Annotated in this window: 23 protein-coding genes and 1 tRNA gene; 12 read left to right on the top strand and 12 right to left on the bottom strand. The window is 69.8% G+C overall.

Features of this window, described 5'->3' with window-relative positions:
* Positions 1–17 precede the first annotated feature (17 nt).
* Positions 18–182 carry a Nif11-like leader peptide family natural product precursor gene (locus VB739_RS04755; protein WP_216907551.1) on the bottom strand — a complete coding sequence of 55 codons (165 nt, stop codon included), beginning with the start codon at positions 180–182 and terminating at the stop codon, positions 18–20.
* 83 nt (positions 183–265) lie between these two features.
* On the opposite strand from VB739_RS04755, the gene VB739_RS04750 reads away from it, so the two are divergent.
* Positions 266–562: a YciI family protein gene (locus VB739_RS04750; protein ID WP_323355966.1), complete on the top strand. Its 297-nt coding sequence runs from the start codon at positions 266–268 to the stop codon at positions 560–562.
* Positions 563–667: 105 nt separating this feature from the next.
* On the opposite strand, the gene VB739_RS04745 is transcribed toward VB739_RS04750, so the two are convergent.
* The 3 genes from VB739_RS04745 to VB739_RS04735 form a co-directional block, all read right to left on the bottom strand.
* Entirely contained in the window at positions 668–1,204 is a 537-nt protein-coding gene (locus VB739_RS04745) for a hypothetical protein (protein WP_323355965.1), read from the bottom strand.
* Positions 1,205–1,624: 420 nt separating this feature from the next.
* The gene (gene rdgB, locus VB739_RS04740) at positions 1,625–2,257 is read right to left on the bottom strand and encodes an RdgB/HAM1 family non-canonical purine NTP pyrophosphatase (protein WP_323355964.1); all 633 of its coding nucleotides are present in this window, start codon (positions 2,255–2,257) and stop codon (positions 1,625–1,627) included.
* Positions 2,257–3,726 carry a phosphoglucomutase/phosphomannomutase family protein gene (locus tag VB739_RS04735; protein WP_323355963.1) on the bottom strand — a complete coding sequence of 490 codons (1,470 nt, stop codon included), beginning with the start codon at positions 3,724–3,726 and terminating at the stop codon, positions 2,257–2,259. The genes rdgB and VB739_RS04735 overlap by 1 nt, the downstream gene beginning before the upstream one ends.
* A gap of 115 nt (positions 3,727–3,841) precedes the next feature.
* Here VB739_RS04735 and VB739_RS04730 point away from each other — a divergent pair, with 115 nt between their 5' ends.
* A complete protein-coding gene (locus VB739_RS04730; protein WP_323355962.1) occupies positions 3,842–5,383 on the top strand; it encodes a TM0106 family RecB-like putative nuclease in 1,542 nt (513 codons plus the stop codon).
* Here VB739_RS04730 and VB739_RS04725 read toward each other — a convergent pair.
* Both VB739_RS04725 and pyrE read right to left on the bottom strand, forming a co-directional pair.
* Complete coding sequence (locus VB739_RS04725) at positions 5,329–6,306, bottom strand: folate-binding protein (RefSeq protein ID WP_323355961.1); 978 nt, start codon at positions 6,304–6,306, stop codon at positions 5,329–5,331. The two genes, VB739_RS04730 and VB739_RS04725, sit on opposite strands and share 55 nt — an antisense overlap.
* 20 nt (positions 6,307–6,326) lie before the next feature.
* A complete protein-coding gene (gene pyrE, locus VB739_RS04720) occupies positions 6,327–6,920 on the bottom strand; it encodes an orotate phosphoribosyltransferase (RefSeq protein ID WP_323355960.1) in 594 nt (197 codons plus the stop codon).
* Positions 6,921–7,036: 116 nt separating this feature from the next.
* On the opposite strand from pyrE, the gene VB739_RS04715 reads away from it, so the two are divergent.
* A complete protein-coding gene (locus VB739_RS04715) occupies positions 7,037–7,576 on the top strand; it encodes an Occludin/ELL family protein (protein ID WP_323355959.1) in 540 nt (179 codons plus the stop codon).
* Between the two features lie 30 nt (positions 7,577–7,606).
* Positions 7,607–7,679: transfer RNA gene (locus tag VB739_RS04710), tRNA-Ile, on the top strand.
* Between the two features lie 6 nt (positions 7,680–7,685).
* Here the strand turns inward: VB739_RS04710 and VB739_RS04705 are convergent.
* Positions 7,686–8,351, bottom strand: a complete 666-nt coding sequence (locus tag VB739_RS04705; protein ID WP_323356002.1) for a Fe2+-dependent dioxygenase — start codon at positions 8,349–8,351, stop codon at positions 7,686–7,688.
* Positions 8,352–8,446: 95 nt separating this feature from the next.
* Here VB739_RS04705 and VB739_RS04700 point away from each other — a divergent pair, with 95 nt between their 5' ends.
* The 3 genes from VB739_RS04700 to VB739_RS04690 are packed head-to-tail and all read left to right on the top strand — an operon-like array spanning position 8,447 to position 10,998.
* Entirely contained in the window at positions 8,447–8,653 is a 207-nt protein-coding gene (locus VB739_RS04700; protein ID WP_323355958.1) for a hypothetical protein, read from the top strand.
* Positions 8,654–8,695: 42 nt separating this feature from the next.
* A complete protein-coding gene (locus VB739_RS04695) occupies positions 8,696–9,970 on the top strand; it encodes a hemolysin family protein (RefSeq protein ID WP_323355957.1) in 1,275 nt (424 codons plus the stop codon).
* 35 nt (positions 9,971–10,005) lie between these two features.
* A complete protein-coding gene (locus VB739_RS04690) occupies positions 10,006–10,998 on the top strand; it encodes a Gfo/Idh/MocA family oxidoreductase (protein ID WP_323355956.1) in 993 nt (330 codons plus the stop codon).
* Here the strand turns inward: VB739_RS04690 and VB739_RS04685 are convergent.
* Positions 10,995–14,225, bottom strand: a complete 3,231-nt coding sequence (locus VB739_RS04685; protein WP_323355955.1) for a glycoside hydrolase family 15 protein — start codon at positions 14,223–14,225, stop codon at positions 10,995–10,997. The genes VB739_RS04690 and VB739_RS04685 overlap by 4 nt on opposite strands.
* A gap of 80 nt (positions 14,226–14,305) precedes the next feature.
* Here VB739_RS04685 and VB739_RS04680 point away from each other — a divergent pair, with 80 nt between their 5' ends.
* The gene (locus VB739_RS04680) at positions 14,306–15,034 is read left to right on the top strand and encodes a WecB/TagA/CpsF family glycosyltransferase (RefSeq protein WP_323355954.1); all 729 of its coding nucleotides are present in this window, start codon (positions 14,306–14,308) and stop codon (positions 15,032–15,034) included.
* Positions 15,035–15,065: 31 nt separating this feature from the next.
* Here the strand turns inward: VB739_RS04680 and VB739_RS04675 are convergent, their stop codons facing one another.
* Positions 15,066–15,224, bottom strand: a complete 159-nt coding sequence (locus VB739_RS04675; RefSeq protein ID WP_106220981.1) for a photosystem II reaction center protein K — start codon at positions 15,222–15,224, stop codon at positions 15,066–15,068.
* Between the two features lie 32 nt (positions 15,225–15,256).
* Positions 15,257–16,378, bottom strand: coding sequence for a tRNA guanosine(34) transglycosylase Tgt (gene tgt, locus VB739_RS04670; protein WP_323356001.1), 1,122 nt, complete (start codon positions 16,376–16,378; stop codon positions 15,257–15,259).
* A gap of 77 nt (positions 16,379–16,455) precedes the next feature.
* Between tgt and VB739_RS04665 the strand changes: the two genes are divergently transcribed.
* Positions 16,456–17,232: an adenosylcobinamide-GDP ribazoletransferase gene (locus tag VB739_RS04665; RefSeq protein ID WP_323355953.1), complete on the top strand. Its 777-nt coding sequence runs from the start codon at positions 16,456–16,458 to the stop codon at positions 17,230–17,232.
* Here the strand turns inward: VB739_RS04665 and VB739_RS04660 are convergent.
* Positions 17,192–18,322 carry a HAMP domain-containing sensor histidine kinase gene (locus tag VB739_RS04660; RefSeq protein WP_323355952.1) on the bottom strand — a complete coding sequence of 377 codons (1,131 nt, stop codon included), beginning with the start codon at positions 18,320–18,322 and terminating at the stop codon, positions 17,192–17,194. The genes VB739_RS04665 and VB739_RS04660 overlap by 41 nt on opposite strands.
* Positions 18,323–18,730: 408 nt before the next feature.
* Between VB739_RS04660 and VB739_RS04655 the strand changes: the two genes are divergently transcribed.
* Complete coding sequence (locus tag VB739_RS04655) at positions 18,731–19,102, top strand: DUF3155 domain-containing protein (RefSeq protein WP_216907583.1); 372 nt, start codon at positions 18,731–18,733, stop codon at positions 19,100–19,102.
* Positions 19,103–19,124: 22 nt separating this feature from the next.
* On the opposite strand, the gene VB739_RS04650 is transcribed toward VB739_RS04655, so the two are convergent.
* A complete protein-coding gene (locus VB739_RS04650; RefSeq protein WP_323355951.1) occupies positions 19,125–19,802 on the bottom strand; it encodes an esterase in 678 nt (225 codons plus the stop codon).
* A 56-nt stretch (positions 19,803–19,858) separates the two neighbouring features.
* Between VB739_RS04650 and purH the strand changes: the two genes are divergently transcribed.
* Together purH and VB739_RS04640 are read left to right on the top strand one after the other, a co-directional pair.
* Positions 19,859–21,421 carry a bifunctional phosphoribosylaminoimidazolecarboxamide formyltransferase/IMP cyclohydrolase gene (purH, locus tag VB739_RS04645; protein ID WP_323355950.1) on the top strand — a complete coding sequence of 521 codons (1,563 nt, stop codon included), beginning with the start codon at positions 19,859–19,861 and terminating at the stop codon, positions 21,419–21,421.
* A gap of 67 nt (positions 21,422–21,488) precedes the next feature.
* Complete coding sequence (locus tag VB739_RS04640) at positions 21,489–21,965, top strand: DUF4079 domain-containing protein (protein ID WP_323356000.1); 477 nt, start codon at positions 21,489–21,491, stop codon at positions 21,963–21,965.
* Positions 21,966–22,001 lie beyond the last annotated feature (36 nt).

Here is a 22,001-nt window from a genome sequence, read left to right as displayed (position 1 = left end):
CAGGGGCGTTCCGCGGTTCAGCCCCGTTCGGACCGTTTGAGGGTGGCGGGAGAGAAAAGGTGGCCTTCGCTCAGGGCGATCGCCACAACGGCATCGGAGTCGGCAGCGGCGTCCACCCTGGCTTTGAGGGCTGGATCCGCTGCCACCTTCGTCAAAAAGGCGTTGAGCTGAGATTTCGACATGGGGTGGTCCGTTCGATCGTCCGTCTCCTTCCTACTCCCTCTGGGCGGTGCGAGCGATTTCATGGTGCTGTCACGCTTAGATCATGGCCTGGTTCATCAAGACCGAAGTCTTCTGCCAGCCCCGTGAGTTGGTGACGCCCCATCTCCGGGCGCATCTGGCGTGGGTGAGTGAGCTCCGAAGCCGCGGCGAGCTTGTCAGCAGTGGTTATCTCGTGGATGCCGGAGGCCGACCTGGTGGTGGTGGTCTGATGATTTTTCAGGCTGAGGATCATGCGGCTGCCGAAGCGTTTGTGTTGCAGGATCCAATGATCCTCAGTGGCTGTGTGACCTGGCAGCTCCAGGGGTGGATCCCTTCGGTTGGTGACATTCGGATCGCCTGACCGGCCCGCGGTCCAGACCGGGTGGCGCACGAGGAGCACGGTGGCAACAAGCAGGCCAACCTCTTCGTTATCCCATCATGTCTTTGGTTCAGATGGTGATGAACGTCACTGTTCTGCAGCCAGTATGGACTTGGCTGCTCTTGATAACTGGCGGAGCCCACTGATCAGGGAGAAGAACCACGAGAGAGGCCATTTCTGCCGAATCAGAGGAGCTGTCTGAAGGGCGTAACTCGAATAAAGTTTTTGATGATGAAACACATCGCGTCCACTGGAGCCAAAGATGCTGTAGGCGATGTCGAAATCCCGTTCCATGCTGACAAGCCGATGGGGATGCTGATCCATCACGTTGAGGATGGCTTTTGTGTAGGGCTCCTCGCCGGTGGTATGGATCACAGCTGACCAGGAGTTGCGAACGTACTGAAAGGCGTCGAAGTCATCGATGCGTTTCAGGACGGTGGCGATGACGGCAGCCAGAAAGGGATGACGTGGTGAGGCCATCAGCACCCATTGCTGGAATGAGCGGGCGCCGTCCAGCTCTGGATGACTGCCCCAGCCGACATGGGCACTGCCTTCGGATTGGTCCCAATGGGATAAAATGTAGTGGTCGTCTGGACGAATGGATTGAAAAATGGGCCTGCGCACATCCGCTTTGACGTCGAGATAAACACCTCCTCAGGTGTAGATGCAAAGGTAGCGAAAGAGGTCTGACCTGGCCGCTGCGAAGGATGGATTGATGCGTTTGTATCGCCCATAGACATCGTCCCCGAAGTTGTTCTGGATGAGAGTGGTAATCTCCTTCTCTTCGTAAAAGCGATACTCGCAATCACTGTTCATGGCTGCAATGGCCTTGCAGTTCTCTTTCAGCGAGTCTGGGAGTCTATGGTAGGCATCAAATGTCTGGTGAATGATCTTGGGGATTGGCATAGGCCTTGGCCTCCGCAAAGGCAAATCATTGGTGAAATGTTAACTGATTAGGTGATCACATTCGCAAGGGATGGTTGGCTTAAGACATCTTGCCAATGAACGTTGATGATCAGCTGGAGGCGAGAGAGCTTCTGCCGCTCAAGTGGGCCGTAACAGCAGGTTTTTCAGCTCCGGCTCCAGCAGGGCGAAGGCCCTGCCCCGGTGACCGATCCGGCCCTTGAGGCCCTTGTCCATCTCGGCGTAGCTCAGGCCCGTCTCCGGCACGAAGAACACCGGGTCGTAGCCGAAGCCGCCGCTGCCCCTCGGAGCCTCCAGGATCACCCCCTCGCAGCGGCCCTCCACCTCCAGCCGGATCGCTCCGCTGGGATCGGCCACCGCCAGGGCGGCCACGAAGGCGGCTCGGCGATCGGATGGAAGGCCCTGCGCCTGTCGTTGCTGATCGGCTGCGCCCAGTTCGCTCAGCAGCCGGGCGATCCGGGCGGGGTCGCTGTCGGCATAGCGGGCCGAATGCACCCCGGGTGCGCCGCCCAGGGCCGCCACCGCCAGGCCCGAGTCGTCGGCCAGGGCCCACTGGCCGGTGGCGCGGGCCACCGCTTCGGCCTTCAGCCGAGCATTGGCGGCGAAGCTGGTGCCCGTTTCCTCCACGTCCAGGCCGTCGGGCTGGGGCCGCACTGCCAAGGGCAGGGAGACCAGCAGATGGGCGAACTCCCTGATCTTGCCGGCATTGCCGCTGGCGATCACCAGCACGGTGGGCTCCAGTGGGCCGGCCATCAGATGGCTTCCGCCAGCTGAAGCGCCCAGGCCAGCACCGCCTGCACCCGATCGGCGTCGGGGGCTTCGCAGTAGAGGCGCAGCAGGGGCTCGGTGCCGGAGAAGCGCAGCATCAGCCAGTGGCTTGGGCCCATGCGCAGCTTGACGCCATCGGTGCGGTTCACCTCCAGCACCGCAGCACCGGCCACCTGCTGCGGCGGATCTTTGGCCAGGAGCGCCTCCAGCCGGCTGCGGCTGGCCATGTCCGGCAGGCGCAGGTCGAGGCGGTCGTAGACGCTGGCGCCACCGCAGCGCTCCTGCAGGGCTGCCAGCCGGGCACCAAGGGGCAGCCCCCCTTCCACCAGGGCTTCGATCAGCAGCAGGGCCGCGAACAGGGCATCCCGCTCCGGCAGGTGGATGCCGAAGCCCACCCCGCCCGATTCCTCTCCGCCCACCAGCACGTCGCTGCTCAGCATCTCGGCGGCGATGTACTTGAACCCCACCGGCATCTCGATCACCTCCCGGCCCAGGTCGGCCGCCACCAGGGCCATCAGATCGGAGCCGCTCACGGTCTTGACCACGCGGCCCCCCAGTCGGCGGGCCCTGGCCAGGTGGTCGATCAGCAGGGGCATCAGCAGCTGGGTGCTGCAGAAGCGGCCCTGCTCGTCCACTGCGGCGATGCGGTCGCCGTCGCCATCGAAGACGATGCCCACCGCCGGCCGACCGGCGGCCGTGGCCTGGCGCACCTCGGCGATCAGCTGCCCCAGGTAGGGCGCCAGCGGTTCGGGCGGGTGGCCGCCGAACAGGGGATCCCGCTCAGAGCGAATCTCCCTGATCACACCGGCGGAGGCGCCCTCTTCACCCAGCAGGGCCGGCAGGCCCCCGGCGGCCGAGCCATGCATCGGATCCACGATCACCTGCAGACCGATGGTGGCCAGGCCCCGCACCAGGGCCGCAGCGTCAATCTTGGCGCCGAGCCCGGCCAGGTAGGTGCCCATGGCATCGAAGCGCTCGGTGCTGCCGGGGATCGGCACGCTGAGGCCCCCGGCGGCCAGGCGCCGCTCCACCCGGGCGGTGAAGTCGCCCTCCACCGAGCCGCCGAAGGGGCCTTTGATTTTCAGGCCCAGCCATTCCGCCGGGTTGTGGCTGGCGGTGATCACCAGGGCCCCCAGGGCCTTGCGCTCCACCACCGCCCAGCTGCAGGCCGGCGTGGGCACGGGGCTGGCCGCCAGCAGCGGCACCAGATCGGCCCCCCGCACGGCGGCGCCGATGGCTTCGGCCAGCTCCGGGGCCAGGAAGCGCCGGTCGTAGCCGATCACCACCTCCCGGCTGGCCAGGCCCGCCGGGGCGCTGGCGGCCAGCTCCCTGGCGGCGGCGGCGGCCACCGGCAGCAGCCGCTCCATGGTGATGTCGACGCCGAGGATGCCCCGCCAGCCATCGGTGCCGAAGTGGATCGGTCCGGCCTCAAGGGGCAGGGGGGCGGAGGCCATGGCGCGGCGCGGACGCAAGGAAGGGGCACGCCGGTCGTAGCAGGCTCGCCCCTGCGGTTGGCTGGGGCGGGTGCCGGCCTGATGGCAGGCCACCGGCCCCCCTAGCCTGCAGCCCATGCCCCAGTCCCCGGACGCTCCCGTCCTCACCGACCGCCTGCTGCGCAGCTGGGTGCGCTGCCGGCGGCGGGCCTGGCTCGACCTCCACGGTCCGTCCGAGCAGCGGTCGTGGAGCGCCCATCGCGCCCTGGCCCTCGACGATCAGTTGCGCAGTTTCCAGAGCCTGTTGCCGCAGCGCCCCGGCCACGGGGAGGCGGCCTGCCGGGCCGGTGCGCCCGGTGTGGTGGGTCTGCGGCTGGTGGGGACCGGCCCCCGCGGCCTGCGGCTGGAAGCCCACCCGAGCCTGCTGGAGCGGGTCGAGGAGCCCAGCCGCTGGGGTGACCACAGCTACCGGCCGGTGCTGGCCCGCCAGGGCCGGCGACTCACCCGTGAACACCGCGTCTTGCTCGCCCTCTGGGGGCGGTTGCTGGCGGAGCACCAACGGGCCCCGGTGTCCCATGGCCTGGTGGTGGCGGGGGCCGACCGGGGGTTGGAGCGGGAGCGGCTGGCCCTCGGAGGCTCGCTGCAGCGTCAACTCGACGAGAGCCTGGAGCGGCTGGCCCTCGAACTGGTCCGCCGCGAGCCGCCGCCCCTGGTCAGTGATCGCAAGAAATGCACCCTCTGCAGCTGGCGCGGGGCCTGTGACCGGGTCGCGGCCGCCGAGGGGCACCTGAGCGAGGTGAGCGGCATCGGCGGCAAGCGCCGCGAACTGTTGCTGGAGCTGGGCATCGCCAGCCTCGACCAGCTGGCGGCGGCCGATCCGGACCGGCTGGCCGAGGACATGGCCGTGCACAGCGAGCAGCACCGCGAGGTGGCCCCCAAGCTGGTGGCCCAGGCCAGGGTGCAGCAGGAGGGCGTGCCCCGGCGCAGCGGCGAGGCGGCCGGCCCGGCCCTGCCCGAGCTGGCGGCGGCCCCCGGCGTGCTCCTCTACGACATCGAGTCCGACCCCGATGCCCGCGATGACTTCCTGCACGGCTTGGTGCGGCTGGAGCGCGGGGTGGACGGTCGCTGGCCTGAGGCCCCTGGCCCGGGGGAGATCCTGGGCCGCTACCAGCCCCTGATGGCCCTGCACGAGCACGGGGAGGCTCTTCTCTGGCGGCGCCTGAGCACCCTGCTGGCCCGCTATCCCGATTGGCCCGTCCTCCACTACGGCGAGACCGAATCGGTCTCCCTGCTGCGCCTGGCCGAGCGCCAGGGAGCCAGCGAGGCGGAGCGGGAGCGGTTGCGGGCCCGGCTGGTGGACGTGCATCAGCGGCTGCGTCGCCACTGGCTGCTGCCGGTGAACAGCTACGGGCTGAAAGCCGTGGCGGGCTGGCTGGGCTTCAGTTGGAGCCAGAAAGGGGTCGACGGCGCCCGCTGCCTGCTCTGGTGGCGCCAGTGGCGGGAGGGTTCCGGCGGGCCGCGGCGTCCGAGCCGGGACGCCCTGGCACGCAAGCTGCAACGCATCTTCCGCTACAACCAGGACGACAGCCTGGCCACCTGGGCGGTGGTGCGCTGGCTGCTGGATCAGGACGCCTTACCGCCCCCTCCACCGCCCCCCGCCCCGACCGGTGGCGACTGAAACGCCGCCGGCAGCGAGAGCCGCAGCCGGGCGTTGGCTGCATCGCCTGCCAGCAGCGCGGGTTCCTGCAGCCAGGCCCGGCGCACCAGGGCCAGGCCGATCCACCCCTGGTCTGCGGGGAATTTCAGGCTGGAGGTGATCACTCCGGCGCGGCCCCCCGTCTCGTCGCGCAGGGGGGTGCCGACGGCGACGGCCTCGGCTGGGAAAGCCGTGGCCTGCCAGCGCCGTAGTTGCTGCTTCACACCGTCGTAGGTGGCGAGCTTGGCGAGGGTCTCCTGGCCCACGTAGCAGCCTTTGGTCAGGCTCACCCGCGCGGCCAGCCCCAGTTCAAACGGGTTGGTGTCCCCGTTGATCTCCCCCGGCGCCGCCGGCAGGCCCTGCTGGAGCCGCCAGCGTTCCGCCTCCTGCGGCTCCAGGGGGCTCCGCTCCGCCAGCCAGGCCGGCAGAGGCGCATCCGCCGGCAGCAGCAGGGCGTCCCCCAGCTGCCAGCCCGATGATCCAGCCAGCGGCGCCCAGGTCCCGGTGGGTGTGGCGTCCGGCCCAGCCGATCCCAGCGGCTGGTGCAGGGTGGCTGCAGTCACCGGCCCCAGCCGCACCTTGTCGGCAGGGAACAGCACCCGGTCAAGGGCGAGGCGCACGGCCTCGGGATCCCCATCGACGATCACCAGCCAGGCCCCATCGGCATCCACCAGCACCTCCGCCACCGCCCCCAGGCGGGCCGTGGGGCCGATGCAGCAGGTGCCGAGCCACTGGCCCGGTCGGGCCGCTTCGAGCGCCTGGCTGGTCTGGCCGTGCAGCACCCGCAAGGTGTCGGGACCGTCGAGACGCAGCAGCCCCACCGGCTGCGACCACCGACTCAGGACCGGTGGCGTCCAGTCCCAGGGATCGGCCGCGGCAGACGTCGGCAAGGAAGAGGAGGTCATGGCGTCGCTTGGGGCGGGATTCAGCCTGCCGCGCCGTGCAGCCCGGCGGCCGTGGCGGCCACCTCCTCGAGCAGGAACAGGCTGCGCAGGTCAAGGCCGGCGTCCTGCATCGCCTCCGCCCCACCTTCCTGGCGGTCCACGATCGCCACGACCCGGCTTACCGCATAGCCCGCTTCCTGCAGCTGGGTGACGGCCTTGAGGGCCGAGCCGCCGGTCGTCACCACGTCCTCCAGGACCGTGATCCGGGATCCGGCCGGCGGCAGGGGGCCTTCGAGCCAGGCGCCGGTGCCATGGCCCTTGGCCTCCTTGCGCACGATCAGGGCATCGAGGTCGCGGCCGGCCAGTGCGGCCTGGAGGGCCACCGCACTCACCAGGGGATCGGCCCCCAGGGTCAGCCCCGCCACCGCGCTGGCCTCCGCCTCCACCTGCTCCAGCATCAGCAGGCCCAGCAGGGCCAGGCCGATGCCGCTCAGGCTCACCGGTTTGCAGTTGACGTAATGCTCGCTGCGGCGGCCCGAGGCCAGCGTGAAGTCGCCCAGCCGGTAGGCCCGCTCCGCCAGCAGGGCGAGCAGGGCGGAACGCTGTTGGCTGGTGCTGGAGGGCAGGGAGACCATCGGTGGTGGCGGATCGTGGTGAGGCGGCGGCTGGTGCGGCTGGGAAGCGATGGTGAAGTGCGTCAGAGGTCGCTAACCTGCGTGCAAATCGCCCCGTAGCTGGGGCCTATGACCCCATGACAGCATCGATCCTGGCAGTGCCCGCCGTCCTCGCCGCACCTCTGTCGGCCCTGGTGCCGTTCGCTGCGGTTTCTTTCCTGGCCCCTGCCTTCGCCGGACCGGTGCTGTGCACCACCACCCTTGAAGCGCCCAGGCCTGCCTCGGCCGGCTCCGGTCCGGTGGAGGTCACCCGTTGCGGCGTGACCCGCTCGGCTCCCGAGCTGATGGAGCATCGCTTCTACAGCTTTTCCGCGCCCTTTGCCCAGGGCGTCAATCTGCTGCATCAGATCACCGATCCACTGGGTCTCTCCATCCCCGGCAGGGATGGAGGAAAGATCGTCGCCTTCGGTTTCCCTGATCAGAACATCATCTGGGATGGCACCGCCGTCGAGAACACCGCCTCGGTGATGCTCACCGATCAGAGCCGCCTGATGCCCCTGCGCACCTCCGACATCACCAACGGCTTCAGCAGCAGCCTTGGTGCGGGGGCCGGCCCCACCTACGTCAGCCCGCCAGCCAGCACCACCTGGACCCCGCCGATTCGGGGTCTCTGGTAAACAGTCACGGCCGCCGGCCAGGCGGTGTCAGGGGGTCTAGCAATCTGGTGAATGCAGCGAACTCATAATTCGCCTTAGCCGGGTTCGATCCCCGGGACCCCCATGCCCCTCACTCCCCCCACATCCGCAGCAGGTTGGTGTAGGTGCGGGTGAGCAGGTCGAAGATGTCGTTCTTCCCTTGCTGCTGGAACAGGGCACGGCGGGCGGTGTCGAGTTCGAACAGCAGTTCGCGTCTGTCGCTGCGGCGCACCCGGCTCTGGATCCAGCCCACGGCCACCAGCCGTTCGCCCCAGGTCACCGGCTCCACCCGATGCAGCAGGGAGCTCGGATACACCAGGGCATGGCCCGCCGGCAGCCTGACGCTGCGTTCGTCGCCCGGGTCCTCCAGCACCAGATCACCGCCCCGGTAGTGGTCGGGCGCGCTGAGGAACAGGGTGAAGGAGAGATCGGAGCGGCCGCCGGCCATGTAGGCGTTGTCGACGTGGCGGCCATAGCCCTCGCCGACACCGCAGCGGCTGAAGCGCAGGTTGTGCAGCTGCACCGGCAGGGCCGCGGCCTGCAGCAGCGGATGCTGGAGCAGGTGGCCGCTGAGGGCGGAGGCGAGGGTCTGGTGCAGGGCGGAGCTGGGATCGAGCTGGCGATTGCGTTTCACCCCGCGGGCGTGCCATCCGGCCGTTTCGGCCCCGTCCCGCCAGGGGGCGTCCGCCGCCAGCAGGGCCAGGCGAAGTTCCTCCACCTGGCCGTCGCTCAGCAGCGGTTCGAGACGGAAGTGCATGCGTCCCATGGCCGAGTGGTCAGAGGCCACCGTGGCATCGGATCGGGCGTCGCGGCGGCGCTGCGGCACAATCGCTTCCACCTCGAAGTTTTGCCATGGCCCGCTCGAGCGTTGCCCTGTTTCTGGTCACCACAGGTCTGATCACGGCCACCATGGGCTGCGGCCAGGCCCCCGCGTCGAAGGATCAGGAGGGCGGCGAGAATGGCCTCAGCGCCCCTGCCCAGGACAAGCCGGCAGCAGAAGCTCCGGACGGGGGCAGCAAGAACGAAGGCGGTGAGGGCGGCGAAGGCGGCGAGGAGTGAGCCCGCCGGCGGGGCCTAACCTGCTTTCAACTCTCCCCACCGATGCGCTTCCTGGTCCTGGCGATCCTGTTGGCCCTGCTGGCCTTCTTCGCTGCCGGGGAGCTTGCGCTGATTCGTCTGCGCCCCAGCCGGGTCCAGCAACTGGAGGAGGCCCAGGAGCCCGGGGCCCGTTCGGTGGCCCGACTGCAGCACCGGATGCGGACGGTCCTGGTGGCCACCCAGCTGGGCCTGGTGCTGGCGTTGCTGGCCATGGGCTGGCTGGCCCGCGGCCTGGCGGAGCAGGTGGCCCGCTGGATGGGCTGGCCCGAACAGGCCTGGATCGATGCCGGCGTCTTCCTGATGCTGGCCCTGCTGGCCACCCTGCTCGGGGGTCTGGTGCCCAAGGCCTGGGTGCTCCACCGCCCGGAAGGCTCGGCCCTGCGGCTGGCGCCGCCGCTGGAGTCGCTCACCCGCACCCTGGCGCCGTTGCTGCTGCTGATCGAGCGTTTCAGCGGGGGCCTGCTCCGGCTGCTGGGGTTGCCACGCAACTGGGATGAGCTCGTACCGGTGCTCTCAGCCGGCGAGCTGGAGACGCTGATTGAGAGCGGCAGCGTTACGGGCCTGATGCCCGACGAGCGCAGCATCCTCGAGGGGGTGTTCTCCCTGCGGGACACCCTGGTGCGGGAGGTGATGATGCCGCGCTCCGGCATGGTCACCCTGCCGGTTGATGTCACCTTCGCCGAGATGATGGAATCGGTGCACGCCAGCCAGCACGCCCGCTTCCCGGTGATCGGCAGCTCCCTCGATGACGTGCGGGGCCTGCTTGACCTGCGGCGGTTGGCCGAGCCCATCGCCAGGGGCCTGCTGCGCCCCGAAACCCCGCTGGCGCCCTGGATCCTGCCGGTGGCCCAGGTGCAGGAAAGTGCCTCGCTGGCCGACCTGCTGCCCCTGATCCGCAGTGGCCAGCCCCTGCTGGTCGTCGTCGATGAGCACGGCGGCACCGAGGGCCTGGTCACCGTCTCCGACCTCACCGGCGAGATCGTGGGTGAGGACGACAACCCCCTGGAAACGGCCCAGGATCTGCTGCAACTCGCCGACGGCACCTGGTCGGCCGCGGGTGATCTGGAGATCGTCGAACTCAATCGCCAGCTGGGCCTGCAGCTGCCCGAGGCGGACGGCCATCACACCCTGGCCGGGTTCGTGCTGGAGCGGCTGCAGCACATCCCTGCCCCTGGGGAAGGCCTCAGCTGGCACGGCGTCCGCATCGATGTGCTCACCATGGACGGCCCCCGCATCGAGCGGGTGCAGATCACCCTCGCCAGCATGGAAGGAACCTGATCATCGATAATGCGCCCACTTGCACCGCCCCTGCCATGAACCCAGTGCGCGTGGGTGTCATCGGCATCGGCAACATGGGCTGGCACCACGCCCGGGTGCTGAGTCTGCTGCGGGACGCCGAACTGGTGGGTGTCGCCGATCCCGACGAAGCCCGCGGCCGTCTGGCGGTCGAGCAGTTCGATTGCCGCTGGTTCCCCACCTACGAGGACCTGCTGGGTGAGGTCGAGGCCGTCTGCATCGCCGTTCCCACCCTGCTGCACCACCGGGTCGGCATGACCTGCCTGCAGGCCGGGGTGCACGTGCTGATCGAGAAGCCGATCGCCGCCACCCAGGAGGAGGCGGCTGATCTGATCCGCGCTGCCGAAACCGCTGGTCGCTTGCTGCAGGTGGGCCACATCGAGCGCTTCAACCCCGCCTTCCGTGAGCTGCTGCGGGTGGTGGCGAACGAAGAGGTGGTGGTGCTCGAGGCACGGCGCCACAGCCCCAACGCCGACCGGGCCAACGATGTCTCGGTGGTGCTCGACCTGATGATCCACGACATCGATCTGGTGCTCGAGCTGGCCGCCTCCCCGGTGGTGCGTCTGGCGGCGGCCGGGGGCCGAAGCTCCGATGGCCCGATCGATTACGTCAATGCCACCCTCGGCTTTGCCAACGGCGTGGTGGCCAGCCTCACCGCCAGCAAGATGGCCCACCGCAAGATCCGCAGCCTCAGCGCCCACTGCCGCAGCAGCCTGATGGAGACGGATTTCCTCAACCGCAATCTGCGCATCCACAGGCGCTCCCATGAGTCGGTGAGCGCCGACCACGGCGAGCTGCTCTACCGCAACGACGGCTTCATCGAGGAGGTGAGCACCACCTCGATCGAACCCCTTTACGCCGAGCTTGAGCACTTCCTCCAGTGCGTGCGGGGCCGGGAAACCCCAGCTGTTGATGGCCTTCAGGCCTCGCGGGCGCTGCAGCTGGCCGACCTGATCGAGCAATGTGTCGAGCAGCCCAACCTCTGCATGGCCCTGGAGGCCCCGATCTAGGTCACCTGTCGCCGGTTTGTCCGGTCCAGGGGGACCACCTCCCGGTCGGTCAGTTCCTGGAGAGCCAGCAGTTGCCAGCGGCGGCAGTCGGCGGGGGAGGAGCGATAGAAGAGATCCCAGGCCTCGGCCTTGTGCGGGCCGTACTGGTCGCTGGGCACCTCGGGGTGGCACTGCTGCCAACCCACCCGCACGGCGTGGCCGATCACCACGTCGAGGGCGAGGTCGTCGTCGAACTGCACCTGGGGGTTGGCGGCCATGAAGGCCATCAGGGTGAGCAGGGTTTCGATACACAGCCGGCGGTATTCCGGGGCTTCGATCTTGCTCAGCAGGTGCTCCACCAACATGGCGAAGTTCTTTTCGCCGGGCGTTTTCTCGCGCAGGAGGGGGGCGCTCTCCAGCCGGTTGCGTCGCTCCAGCTTGTCGCCGATCACCAGGCCCCGGCAGTGGTGCAGCAGGTCCCAGATGCCCGGGTAGAAGTCCTTCGGCACCCGCTGCAGCGCCCCCAGCCGCATGCGGTGCTGCAGCCAGCTGCCATCCTTGGGCAGCTCGGCCAGGGGATCGGGCACCTTCCAGCGCACCCGGCCGCGCAGGTGCAGCTGCTCCTTGCGCTGCAGGGAGGCCCGAGCATGTTCCACGTCGGCCAGCACGGCCTGGAGCCGGCGGCGGATGGCGTGGGGGGGCAGGCTGCACAGGCTTTCGAAGGCTTCACTGGGGCTGAGGTTGGCCTCGGACGCCAGTTCGCTGGTGAGCAAGAGCAGGAACTGGCCCAGCTGCAGGGTGAGGCTGCCACTGAGCAGGTTCACGTTGGAGCGGGCCAGGGCATCGATGGCCAGCAGCAGCTCCTGCTGGAGCATCCATTCGCGGCCGTCCTCGCCACTGAAGCGGCGCACCATGGCGGCGATGGCCAGGCTGCCTTCCGGCTGGCTGAGCAGGGAGTCGTGGGTGTAGTTGCGGCCCACCACCACCTGCTTCTGGCGCAGCAGCAGATCGGTGAGAGCATCCTCCAGCTGGGGGTGCACCAGGCCCATGGCCCCGGCGGCGCGGCGCACCACACTCCAGTCCGCATCGGCCAGGCCGCGGCGGTAAACCTCCTCCAGCAACACCATCAGTCGCACCCCGGGACCGCTGCGGGGACCCTGCAGGCGGGCATTGGGACCAAGCCGGCGGCTGAGCAGTTCCAGCACCTCCGCCTGCTCCTCCAGGGAGCGGCTGCTCCAGAGCCGGTCGACCAGATGGGCCAGCGGGACATCCTCCAGCTCCTGTTCCTGGCGGGCGGTGAGCGGTTGGTGACTGGCGCTGGCCGGCAGCAGGGTGTGGCCGTCGGGCACCAGGTCGCAGGCGGCCAGGGCCTGGGGCGGCAGGTCGATCAGGCTGGCCAGCGGCACCAGCTCCTCCAGCGAGACCAGGCGTACCGGCACCGAGCCCAGCTGGCCCCGCTGCAGGTCACGGCCCAGGTCCAGGAAGGCGTCGGGGTCCCTGCGGAAGGGGCCGGCGTGGACCGGCACGAGCAGCAGGGGGGCTCCATCGCCCCGCCAATGGCGCTGCAGCACCCGCACCTCGGTGGCCACCGTGTCCACCAGCACCTGGGCATCGTCGGCCAGGTAGAAGGTGTCCTCCTCCAGCACCGCCGGCAGGAAGCCGATCAGTTCGCCGTTGTGGCGGTAGAGCCTGGCGGTCGCCTGGGTCTCCATCCGCACGGGTGGATGGCCGGAGAGCCCCAGCCGCCCATTGGCGCCCACCGTCGCCAGGCGCCGGGCCAGCTCACGGGAACTGGCCACCCGCAGGGGGGGCGTCTCGCCCGCCGGCAGCAGCTGCACCGGCAGACCGGCGTCCGCCAGCGCTGCGGCGACGCTGGCATCGGCGGGAGCCAGGGCCACCAGCACCTCCTTGGCCCCCGGGGGGCTGGGGTGGCGACGGCCACAGGGATCGAGGTCGTCGGCGGTGATCAGGCCGTGCAACAGCAGATCCGACAGCCAGGTGAGGCTCTGGGTCCAGAGCAGCGGGACGTTCTCGTTGGCCACCCGGATCTGGCTGCCGGGTTGGCGCCGCTCGGCCTCGATCAGCCGCGCTGGAACCAGGTAGAGCTCCGGCAGCAGGGCCTCCCCGTCGACCTGAACGCTCAGCTCCTCCAGCTGCTGGCGCCACTGGCGGGCTTCGTCCCAGCGGCCCTCGAAGCAGGCCGTGATCAGCTCGTAGGCCAGGAACAGGGGCCATTCGCACTCGATGTGCTCGAACTGGGCCAGTTCCTCCCGCTCGTAGTGGAGCCGGGTGACGTCCTCCAGGACGGTCTGGTGGCCGTCGCGCCGGAAGCGCTTGTAGCCGTAGGACCCGGCCAGCTCGCTGCGGATCTTCTCGCGGGTGCGCGCCACCAGGGCCGGATCCTCCACGGCCCAGGCCGGGTAGCCGATCACCGACAGGCAGGCGCTGTCGGCCTCCTTGCTGGCCGACTCCCGCGGCAGCAGGCCGCGCAGGGCACGCCGCAGCCGCACGATGGCGTCGTGGGGAATGGTCAGGCAACTGCTGCCGTCGCCATGGGGCCCGTAAAGATCCAGCCCGATGAGGGATTCGAGAGCGGCCTTCACCAGGCCGATCGAGCTGGCGTTGCGCTCCGGCTGGCCGTGGTTGCCCTTGTCGCCCCGTTCCCAGATGCCGTAGTCGGCCACCCGGTAGGCGCGGGCCACGTAGTAGACGAGGTTCTGGAGGAAATCGCGCTCTGGGCTGGTCTGAATGATCACCAGTCCCGAGCGGGTCAGCTGGGCCAGCTGCAGCAGGAACAGGGCCGTGGCATCGAGCTGCAGATGGCCCCAGCCGTCGTCCGCCACCACCGGATCACCGGTGGCCGTGTCGAACTTGGCGTGGATGGCGTCGAGCCGCTCCAGGCTCGTCTTGAAACGCTCCACCTTCGCCGACTGGCGCATCATCGATCGCATCAGGCCCCGCATCAGCTGCAGGACCCGCTGCTCCAGCTCGAAAGAGCGGCGGCAGGGTCCTTGCAGGCGCCGGTGCGCCAGGGACAGCCCCCAGACGCATTGGATCGAATAGACGCAGTCCCGCACCCAGGCGTCGCCGTAGTTGCCGTGCACGGTGCTGGCGGTGCTGGCGGGCAGCAGACCGGTGATCGGATGCTGCCGGCGCAGGACGACGTGTTCGATCTGGCGGTCGAGCCGTTCGAGCAGCTGTTGGGCCTCTGCCGTTGCCCTGTCGCCGTTGCTCGCCGTGGTGCTCATGGTTGCGTCAAGGACGGGGCGTGCCGGAGGTTGCTGTTGCGGAGCCAGGCCATAGATTCTCCCCGCCGTCGCCCCATCCCATGGCAGCCCTCGCGACCACGCCGGTCCGTGCCCGCGTCCTGGGCATTCCTGTGAATGTAAGCAACGACGTGTTCCGGGATGCCGTCGCCCTGCACGGGGCCGGCGGCGGCCAGATCGTCACCCTCAATGCGGAGATGACCATGGCGGCCCGGGCGGATCCCGCCCTGGGGGCGGCGATCGAGGCGGCCCGGATGGTCATCCCCGATGGCGCCGGTGTGGTCTGGGCCCTGGGGCTGCAGTCCTACCGCGTCCGCCGCAGCCCCGGCATCGAGCTGGCCCGTCACCTGCTGGAGCATGCGGCGGCTGTGGGCTGGCGGGTGGCCCTGGTGGGGGCGAGTCCGGCGGTGATGGATCAGCTGCGGGAGCGCCTGGTCCACGACCTGCCGACCCTGCAGCTGGTCTTCAGCGTTCACGGCTACCAGCCCGCAGAGGCCTGGCCCGGTCTGGAGAGGCAGCTGCTGCAGTGCCGCCCTGACCTGGTGCTGGTGGCCCTGGGCGTGCCGCGCCAGGAGACCTGGATTCAGGCGCTGCCCCAGCCACGCAGCGGGCTGTGGATGGGGGTGGGGGGGAGTTTCGACGTCTGGGCCGGCGTCAAGAACCGCGCCCCCCGCTGGATGGGCGCCCTCCAGATCGAGTGGCTCTACCGCCTGATCAAGGAACCCAGCCGCTGGCGGCGCATGCTCTCACTGCCGGCCTTTGCCTGGGCGGTGCTGCGGGAACGCCGCTGAGCGGTCAGGCCTGGTGCCGTGCAACAGGAGCTCAGCGGAAACCGACCGAGGCCTGCCAGACGAAGGCCAGCAGCAGGAAGAACAGGGGGATGATCGGCAGGATGTCCACCAGGGGGCCGAAGGCCTGGTACGCCTCGGGCAGCTGGGCGAGGGTGTGGGGCGCGGAGCCGGCCAGCAGGGAGAGAGCCATGCCTGGAGGTAAACCATTGCAATGGCCGGAACCTACCACGTGTGGGCGGCCGGGGAGTCGGGCTCCCAGGGAGCGAAATCCTCTGCAAAACATCCCTCGCTGATCGCCCGCGCCATGGCGGTCGTGAAGCGCAGCAGGGTGGTGAGATTGTGCAGGCTCAACAACGTGCGTCCCAGCAGCTCCTCGCTGCGGAACAGGTGGTGCAGGTAGCTGCGGCTGTGCTGACAGCAGGCCAGGCAGCCGCAGCCGGGATCGAGGGGGGCGTGGTCGTGGCGGAAGCGGGCGTTGCGCAGGTTCCAGCGCTCCCCCCCCACCAGGGCGGTGCCGTGCCGGCCCAGCCGGGTCGGCAGCACGCAGTCGAACAGGTCGAAGCCGTTGGCGACAGCGATCGCCATCTCCCGCAGGCTCCCCACCCCCATCAGGTAGTGGGGCCGCTGCTCCGGCAGCAGGGGGCCCACCTGCCGGACCACCCGGTGCATCTCTTCGACGGGTTCGCCCACGCTGACGCCGCCCACGGCGATGCCCGGCAGGTCCATCGCCGCCACCGTCCGGGCCGAGGCCTCGCGCAGATGGGGGAAGCACCCCCCCTGCACGATGCCGAACAGGGCCTGGCCGCCGCCGCCGTGGCTGGCGACACAGCGTTCCAGCCAGCGATGGGTGCGCCGGCAGGCCTCGGCCACCGCCGCTTCGCTGGCCGGATAAGGAGGGCACTGGTCGAAGGCCATGGCCACGTCGGCGCCCAGGGCCCGCTGGATGGCCATGGAGCGCTCGGGAGTCAGGTCGATCCGCGAGCCGTCCCGGGGGGAGCGGAACACCACCCCGTCATCGTCGATCCGGTTGATGGCGTCGAGGCTGAACACCTGGAAGCCGCCCGAGTCGGTCAGCAGGGGACCGTCCCAGCCCATGAACCGATGCAGCCCACCGGCGTCCTCCACCACCGACTCCCCCGGCTGCAGATGCAGGTGGAAGGTGTTGGCCAGCACCATCTGCGCCCCGGTCTGCTGCAGCTGCGGCGTGGTGACGCCCTTGACCGTGGCGGCGGTGCCCACCGGCATGAACCGGGGCGTCTGCACGGCGCCGTGGGGGGTGGTGAAGCAGCCGCAGCGCGCCCGCGTCCGCGGGCAGCGAGCCGTGATCGTGAAGTCGAAGGCGATGGCGCCGAACCTGCTCTGCTGCGACGCTACGCGGGGTTCCTGCCGCCAGCTCCACCGCCCCCCGCCCCGCTGCCCCCATGCCCCGCCTGAGCGCTCCACCGTGGTTGCGGGATCTGGCCGGGGCCTGGATCTTCTATTCGGTGCTGCCGGCCTGGTCGGCGCCGGCGCCTCGCTTCGAGCGGATCGCCCGCTTCGCTCCCTGGATCGGTGCCGTTCTCGGCGCCCTGCAGGCGCTGCTGTGGTGGGGGCTGGAGGGACGGGTGCCCCTGGTGGCCCAGGTGGCCCTGGTGCTGGCGCTGGGCCTGTGGTTAAGCGGGGGCCTGCACATGGATGGCGTGATGGACAGCGCCGATGGCCTGGCCGCCGGGGATCGCTGCCTGGAGGCGATGGCCGACAGCCGGGTGGGGGCGAGCGGGGTGCAGGCCCTGGTGCTGGTGCTGCTGCTGCGGACCGCGGCCCTGGCCCTGCTGGGGGCAGCGGCGCCGATGGCCCTGGTCTGGGCGGCGGTCTGCGGGCGGGTGGCGCCCCTGCCCGCCATGGCCTGGTTCCCCTACCTGCGGCCCGGTGGCAGCGCCGCCTTCCATCGCGCCCACGGGGCCGCCCTGGCGGTGGAACTGCGGCCCACCCTGCTGCTGCTGCCGCTGCTGCTGCTGCTGCCCTGGCCGGGCCTGGCGCCCTGGCCCGTGCCCACCGGCCTGGTGGCCCTGGTGCCGGCCCTGTTCGTTCCGGTGGCCCTGGGCCGCCGTCTGGGCGGCCACAGCGGCGACACCTATGGGGCCTGCGTGGAGTGGAGCGAATCCCTCGGCCTGCTGCTCATCGCCGCGGCGCTGCGGCTGGCGGCCGCGGCAGGCTGAGCTGGAAGGCGTTGCCCTGCTGGGGGAGTGTCTCGGCCAGCGCTCGGGGCGGCACCACCAGTTCCAGCTCGCCGCCCAGACTGCGGGCCAGATCCCGCCCCAGGGCCAGCCCCAGTCCGGTGCCGGGCAGGTCCTGGCCCCGCGTTCCCCGCACCCCCCGCCCGAAGATCGCCTGTCGCTCCTCTGTGGGGATGGCCGGCCCGCCATCCCACACCGTGAGGTGGAGCAGCTGGCCGTCACTGGCCGTGTGCAGGCCGACGCTGGCGCCGTGGGGGCTGTAACGGAAGGCGTTCTCCAGAAGGTTGGCCAGGATTTCCGCCACCGCCCCGCTGTCGCCGCTCCAGTCGGGCAGGGCCTCGGGTCCGTGCCAGACCCGGCCCTGCAGGGTGGCGGTGGCGGCCGCCCGTTGCAGCAGGGGTTCGAGCAGCCCGGCCAGGGGCTGGCCCTCCGGCCCGCTCAGCAGCGGCGGCAGCAGCAGCGGCAGGGGGGAGGCGGTGCCGGCGAGCAGGCCTTCGGGGTGGACCAGCTCGCTGATGGCATCGACATAGCGGTTGATCTGGCGCTCCTCGGCCAGCAGGCCCTGCACCAGGGACCTGTCGCTGTGATCGGGGCCGAGGCGCCGCAGCAGCAGCTGGCCGAAGGTGCGCAGGGCCGTGAGGGGGTTGCGCAACTGGTGGAGCAGCAGACCCAGCTGTTCCTCCCGCTCCGTGAGCCGCTGGCGCAGGTCCCCGCCCTCCAGATCCAGCCGCAGCGCTTCGGTGAGGGCCAGGGCCACGGCCTGGAGCCGCTGGGCGAGGGGCTCGGGCCAGGGGTTGCGCGAGGCCTCCACCTGCAGGGCACCAAGCAGGCGCTGGCCATCGCGCAGGGGCAGCCAGCGCCGCTGCTCGGCGGGCACCCGCAGCCGACTGACGGTGTCCACCGGAGGCAGGGCCCGCTCGTCCGGGGGCCAGTGGCCGACCGGCAGCAGGCTGGGCTGGCCAGTTTCGCCCTGCTGGGTGACGTAGACCACCAACGACCGGACCTCCGGGCAGTCGATGAACTGACCCAGCTGGAAGCCCACCAGGGCCAGAAACCGCTCTGAGACAGGCATCACCACCCGCGGACCGCGCCCGTGCGGGGAATTTTGAAAAGAGGCGTGTAGAAACGCAAAAATAGTTTTAAGCTGTCGGTAACGACCACTACCTCGCAGTCCTCGGACGGGCGGAAAGTTGCAGTCGTAACAGCCAGTGTTGCGCTTTGCTCGCATCCAAGGCTACAGCAGAGGCAGCTGCGTACCGCCTCTGTCCCGGCCACCACCCCTCCAGGGGTTCAGGCCGGCGTTACCGACGGTGATCCTTTCCGACCCGCTTCAGGTCGACAGTCGTGTGGACGTGGACCCGCCATCTCTCCAGGGTGGCGGGCCCGCCATGGCGTTCGTCGTCGGCTCCTGCCGACCCTCGCTCGTCTGCAGCCCCCCCCCAACTCCACCTTTCGGTCTCCCTTCACCGGGATCCATTCCATGTCCAAGAAGCGCAAGCGGATCAGTCGCCGTCGTCTCGCGGGTCAGCGGGTCCTCGCCCATGTCCCCACGTTCAACCTCGAAACCGGCGCCCACAAGCCGGTCACGGCGGCACGCCGCTACATCGCCGAAACGGAGCTGATGGCCCCGGCGATCCTCAATGTGCGCCGCAACGAGCACACCACGGACCGCTTCTTCTGGGGGGAGAAAGGTCTGTTCAGCGCCCAGTACGCCGAAGAGAACCACTTCCTGTTCCCGTCCCTGCGACTGATCGTCGACAGCATCGGCGAAGAGGTCCTGTTCGAAGGCCTCGAAGCGCTCGCCTCCGATGACTGGGAGGAAATGGAAGAGTACGAATACGCCTTCGTCTGATTCCGTGGGCTGGCAGGAGGGGTCAGCTCCCCCGCCAGCCCGCCAACAGGAAGTCCCGCATGGTGGCGATCAGGTCGGGATCGATGCAATGGCCGCCTGGGAAGGCGATCCGGCGCACCGATCCCCCGGCCTCTGCCAGGGCGCTCTCCAGCGCCTGACTTGCCGCGAACGGCACCACTGGATCCTGCTCGCCATGGGTGAGCAGGATTTTTGTATGGGGAGCCCCGGGCTGCCAGTCCGGGTGGGGGTAGCCGCTGCAGGCGATCAACCCCGCCAGGGCGAGGGGGTCGCAGGCGTCGGCGCCGCAGCCGGTGGCCACGTCGATGGCCATGGCGGCCCCCTGGGAGAAGCCCAGCAGGCTGGTGCGCTCCAGCGGCACCGTGTTGCCCAGGGCCAGCAGCCGCTGCCGCAGGTCCCGGCGGGCCTGGGGCAGTTGGGGCCACTCGGGCTGCTGCAGGTCGTACCACTGGCGGCCCCATCCGGCCGGATGGGGCAGGGGCGCCCGCAGGGCCACCAGGCTCAGGTTGAGGCTGGCGGGATCGGCGCCGAGGAGTTCCGTCCCCAGATCGAGCAGGTCATCGGCGTCGGCGCCCCAGCCGTGCAGCAGCACCAGGCGGTGCTCGGCCTGACGGGGACCCAGCCAGAGGGCGGTGCCGTCGTCTTCGCTCAGCTGGGCTTCGGCGGAGGGATCCGTGGTCACGGTGGCGTTCGGCTGTTGCTGCGTAGGTTGGCTCCTTCCCTGCCCTTTCCGCCGTCATGGCTCCCACGGCCCTCCTCAGCGTGTCCGACAAGCGGGGCCTGGTGCCGCTGGCGGAGGGGTTGCTGGCCCAGGGCTTCACGTTGCTCTCCAGCGGCGGCACTGCCGCGGCCCTCGCGGCCGCCGGCCTGCCGGTCACCAAGGTGGCGGATCACACCGGAGCCCCGGAGATCCTGGGCGGACGGGTCAAGACCCTCCATCCCCGTATCCACGGCGGCATCCTGGCCCGCCGGGACGACCCTGCCCACCAGGCCGACCTGGAGGCCCAGGGGATCGCCCCGATCGATGTGGTGGTGGTCAACCTCTATCCCTTTCGCACCACCGTGGCGGATCCAGGCGTCAGCTGGGAGACCGCCATCGAGAACATCGACATCGGTGGGCCGGCCATGGTTCGCGCCGCCGCCAAGAACCACGCGGATGTAGTGGTGCTCACCGATCCCGACCAGTACCCGGGTTTCGTGGAGGCCCTGGCGGCCGGCCAGGTCGATGGGGCCCTGCGGCGCCGGCTGGCCCTGGCCGCCTTCGCCCACACCGCCAGCTACGACGCCGCCATTGCGGCCTGGATCGAGGGCCGCCTGGCTGATGAGGAGCTTGCCACCAGGTCGACCGAGCAGCCTCTGCGGCTGGAGCAGCCCCTGCGCCAGGTGCTTCGCTACGGCGAGAACCCTCACCAGGGAGCCTTCTGGTTCGGAGAGACCGACGCGGGCTGGGGGGCGGCTCGCCAGCTCCAGGGTAAGGAGCTCAGCTACAACAACCTGATCGACCTGGAAGCGGCCCTCACCACAGTGGCGGCGTTCGGTTACGGCCCCGGGGCCGAGCCGGCTGCCGTGGTGATCAAGCACACCAACCCCTGCGGCGTCGCCCTCGGCGCCGACACTGCTGACGCGCTGCTGCGGGCCCTCGATGCGGACCGGGTCTCGGCTTTCGGGGGCATCGTCGCCCTCAATGGCGCGGTGGACCGGGCCGCCGCCGATCACCTGGCGGGGCTGTTTCTGGAATGTGTCGTGGCGCCGTCCTTCTCGGAGGAGGCCCGCCAGCGGCTGGCGGCCAAAGCCAACCTGCGTCTGCTGGAGCTCGACCCCGTGGCCGTGGCGGAGGCCTCCGGGCGCCTGCAGCTGCGCAGCGTGCTCGGAGGCGTGCTGGCCCAGCAGGCGGACGATGGCCGCGCCGATCCCGACAGCTGGCAGGTGGTGAGCGACCGCCAGCCCAGCGAGGACGAGTGGCGCGATCTTCGCTTCGCCTGGCAGGTGGTGCGCCATGTGCGCTCCAACGCCATCCTGGTGGCCCAGGGCGGACGCACCCTCGGCGTCGGTGCCGGCCAGATGAACCGGGTGGGCTCGGCCCGGCTGGCCCTGGAGGCCGCCGGCGACGCCGCCCGGGGAGCGGTCCTGGCCAGCGACGGCTTCTTCCCATTCGATGACACCGTGCTGCTGGCGGCACGGCACGGCATCACCGCGGTGATTCAGCCTGGCGGCAGCAAGCGCGACCCGGATTCGATCGCCGCCTGCAAGGCCAACGACATGGTGATGGTGATCACCGGTCGTCGTCATTTTCTGCACTGAGGCCGCCGGCAGTTGTAACTTCGTTGGACTCACAGCCGGCCCTGGCCCGGTGGAGTTCCGACGCGTGATGTTTGCCGCCCTTCCCAGTTCCCTTGCCTTCGGCCTCAACTTCGTGCATCCCCTGCTGATGTGGGTGCTGCTGGGCCTGGCGGGCTATGCGATGTTTCTGGGCATCAAGGCCAAGAAGACCCGCACGGCCACGGCCGAGGACCGCAAGGAGCTGATCAAGGGCCAGTTCGCCAAACGCCATTACCTCTTCGGCAGCCTCGTGCTGGCCGTGCTCGTGCTCGGCTTGGTCGGTGGCATGGCCGTCACCTACATCAACAACGGCAAACTGTTCGTCGGTCCGCACCTGCTGGTGGCACTGGCCATGGTGTGCCTGATCGCCATGGCGGCGGCCCTCTCCCCGCTGATGCAGGCCGGCAACCTGATCGCCCGTAAAGTGCACGTGGGTCTCAACATGACCCTGATGACCCTGTTCCTCTGGCAGGCCGTCAGCGGCATGCAGATTGTCAACAAGATCCTCACCGCCCCGGCTGCCTGAGCGGATCGGGGCTCGTTTCGCTCTGAGGGATCAGGC

Origin of the sequence: Cyanobium gracile UHCC 0281, from assembly GCF_034931305.1 — a bacterium.
Taxonomy (GTDB): domain Bacteria; phylum Cyanobacteriota; class Cyanobacteriia; order PCC-6307; family Cyanobiaceae; genus Cyanobium; species Cyanobium gracile_A.
This window is presented reverse-complemented; position numbering and strand designations above follow the sequence as displayed.

What these genes read in the sequence shown, in the direction of transcription:
- VB739_RS04665 (WP_323355953.1), top strand. Translation starts at nt 16,456, where the DNA reads ATGCCCCGCCTGAGCGCTCCACCGTGGTTGCGGGATCTGGCCGGGGCC.
- pyrE (WP_323355960.1), bottom strand. Translation starts at nt 6,920, where the DNA reads ATGGTCTCCCTGCCCTCCAGCACCAGCCAACAGCGTTCCGCCCTGCTC.
- VB739_RS04640 (WP_323356000.1), top strand. Translation starts at nt 21,489, where the DNA reads ATGTTTGCCGCCCTTCCCAGTTCCCTTGCCTTCGGCCTCAACTTCGTG.
- VB739_RS04715 (WP_323355959.1), top strand. Translation starts at nt 7,037, where the DNA reads ATGACAGCATCGATCCTGGCAGTGCCCGCCGTCCTCGCCGCACCTCTG.
- VB739_RS04685 (WP_323355955.1), bottom strand. Translation starts at nt 14,225, where the DNA reads ATGAGCACCACGGCGAGCAACGGCGACAGGGCAACGGCAGAGGCCCAA.
- purH (WP_323355950.1), top strand. Translation starts at nt 19,859, where the DNA reads ATGGCTCCCACGGCCCTCCTCAGCGTGTCCGACAAGCGGGGCCTGGTG.
- VB739_RS04700 (WP_323355958.1), top strand. Translation starts at nt 8,447, where the DNA reads ATGGCCCGCTCGAGCGTTGCCCTGTTTCTGGTCACCACAGGTCTGATC.
- VB739_RS04655 (WP_216907583.1), top strand. Translation starts at nt 18,731, where the DNA reads ATGTCCAAGAAGCGCAAGCGGATCAGTCGCCGTCGTCTCGCGGGTCAG.
- VB739_RS04705 (WP_323356002.1), bottom strand. Translation starts at nt 8,351, where the DNA reads ATGCACTTCCGTCTCGAACCGCTGCTGAGCGACGGCCAGGTGGAGGAA.
- VB739_RS04730 (WP_323355962.1), top strand. Translation starts at nt 3,842, where the DNA reads ATGCCCCAGTCCCCGGACGCTCCCGTCCTCACCGACCGCCTGCTGCGC.
- VB739_RS04725 (WP_323355961.1), bottom strand. Translation starts at nt 6,306, where the DNA reads ATGACCTCCTCTTCCTTGCCGACGTCTGCCGCGGCCGATCCCTGGGAC.
- VB739_RS04750 (WP_323355966.1), top strand. Translation starts at nt 266, where the DNA reads ATGGCCTGGTTCATCAAGACCGAAGTCTTCTGCCAGCCCCGTGAGTTG.
- VB739_RS04675 (WP_106220981.1), bottom strand. Translation starts at nt 15,224, where the DNA reads ATGGCTCTCTCCCTGCTGGCCGGCTCCGCGCCCCACACCCTCGCCCAG.
- VB739_RS04755 (WP_216907551.1), bottom strand. Translation starts at nt 182, where the DNA reads ATGTCGAAATCTCAGCTCAACGCCTTTTTGACGAAGGTGGCAGCGGAT.
- VB739_RS04660 (WP_323355952.1), bottom strand. Translation starts at nt 18,322, where the DNA reads ATGCCTGTCTCAGAGCGGTTTCTGGCCCTGGTGGGCTTCCAGCTGGGT.
- VB739_RS04690 (WP_323355956.1), top strand. Translation starts at nt 10,006, where the DNA reads ATGAACCCAGTGCGCGTGGGTGTCATCGGCATCGGCAACATGGGCTGG.
- VB739_RS04695 (WP_323355957.1), top strand. Translation starts at nt 8,696, where the DNA reads ATGCGCTTCCTGGTCCTGGCGATCCTGTTGGCCCTGCTGGCCTTCTTC.
- VB739_RS04680 (WP_323355954.1), top strand. Translation starts at nt 14,306, where the DNA reads ATGGCAGCCCTCGCGACCACGCCGGTCCGTGCCCGCGTCCTGGGCATT.
- VB739_RS04735 (WP_323355963.1), bottom strand. Translation starts at nt 3,726, where the DNA reads ATGGCCTCCGCCCCCCTGCCCCTTGAGGCCGGACCGATCCACTTCGGC.
- rdgB (WP_323355964.1), bottom strand. Translation starts at nt 2,257, where the DNA reads ATGGCCGGCCCACTGGAGCCCACCGTGCTGGTGATCGCCAGCGGCAAT.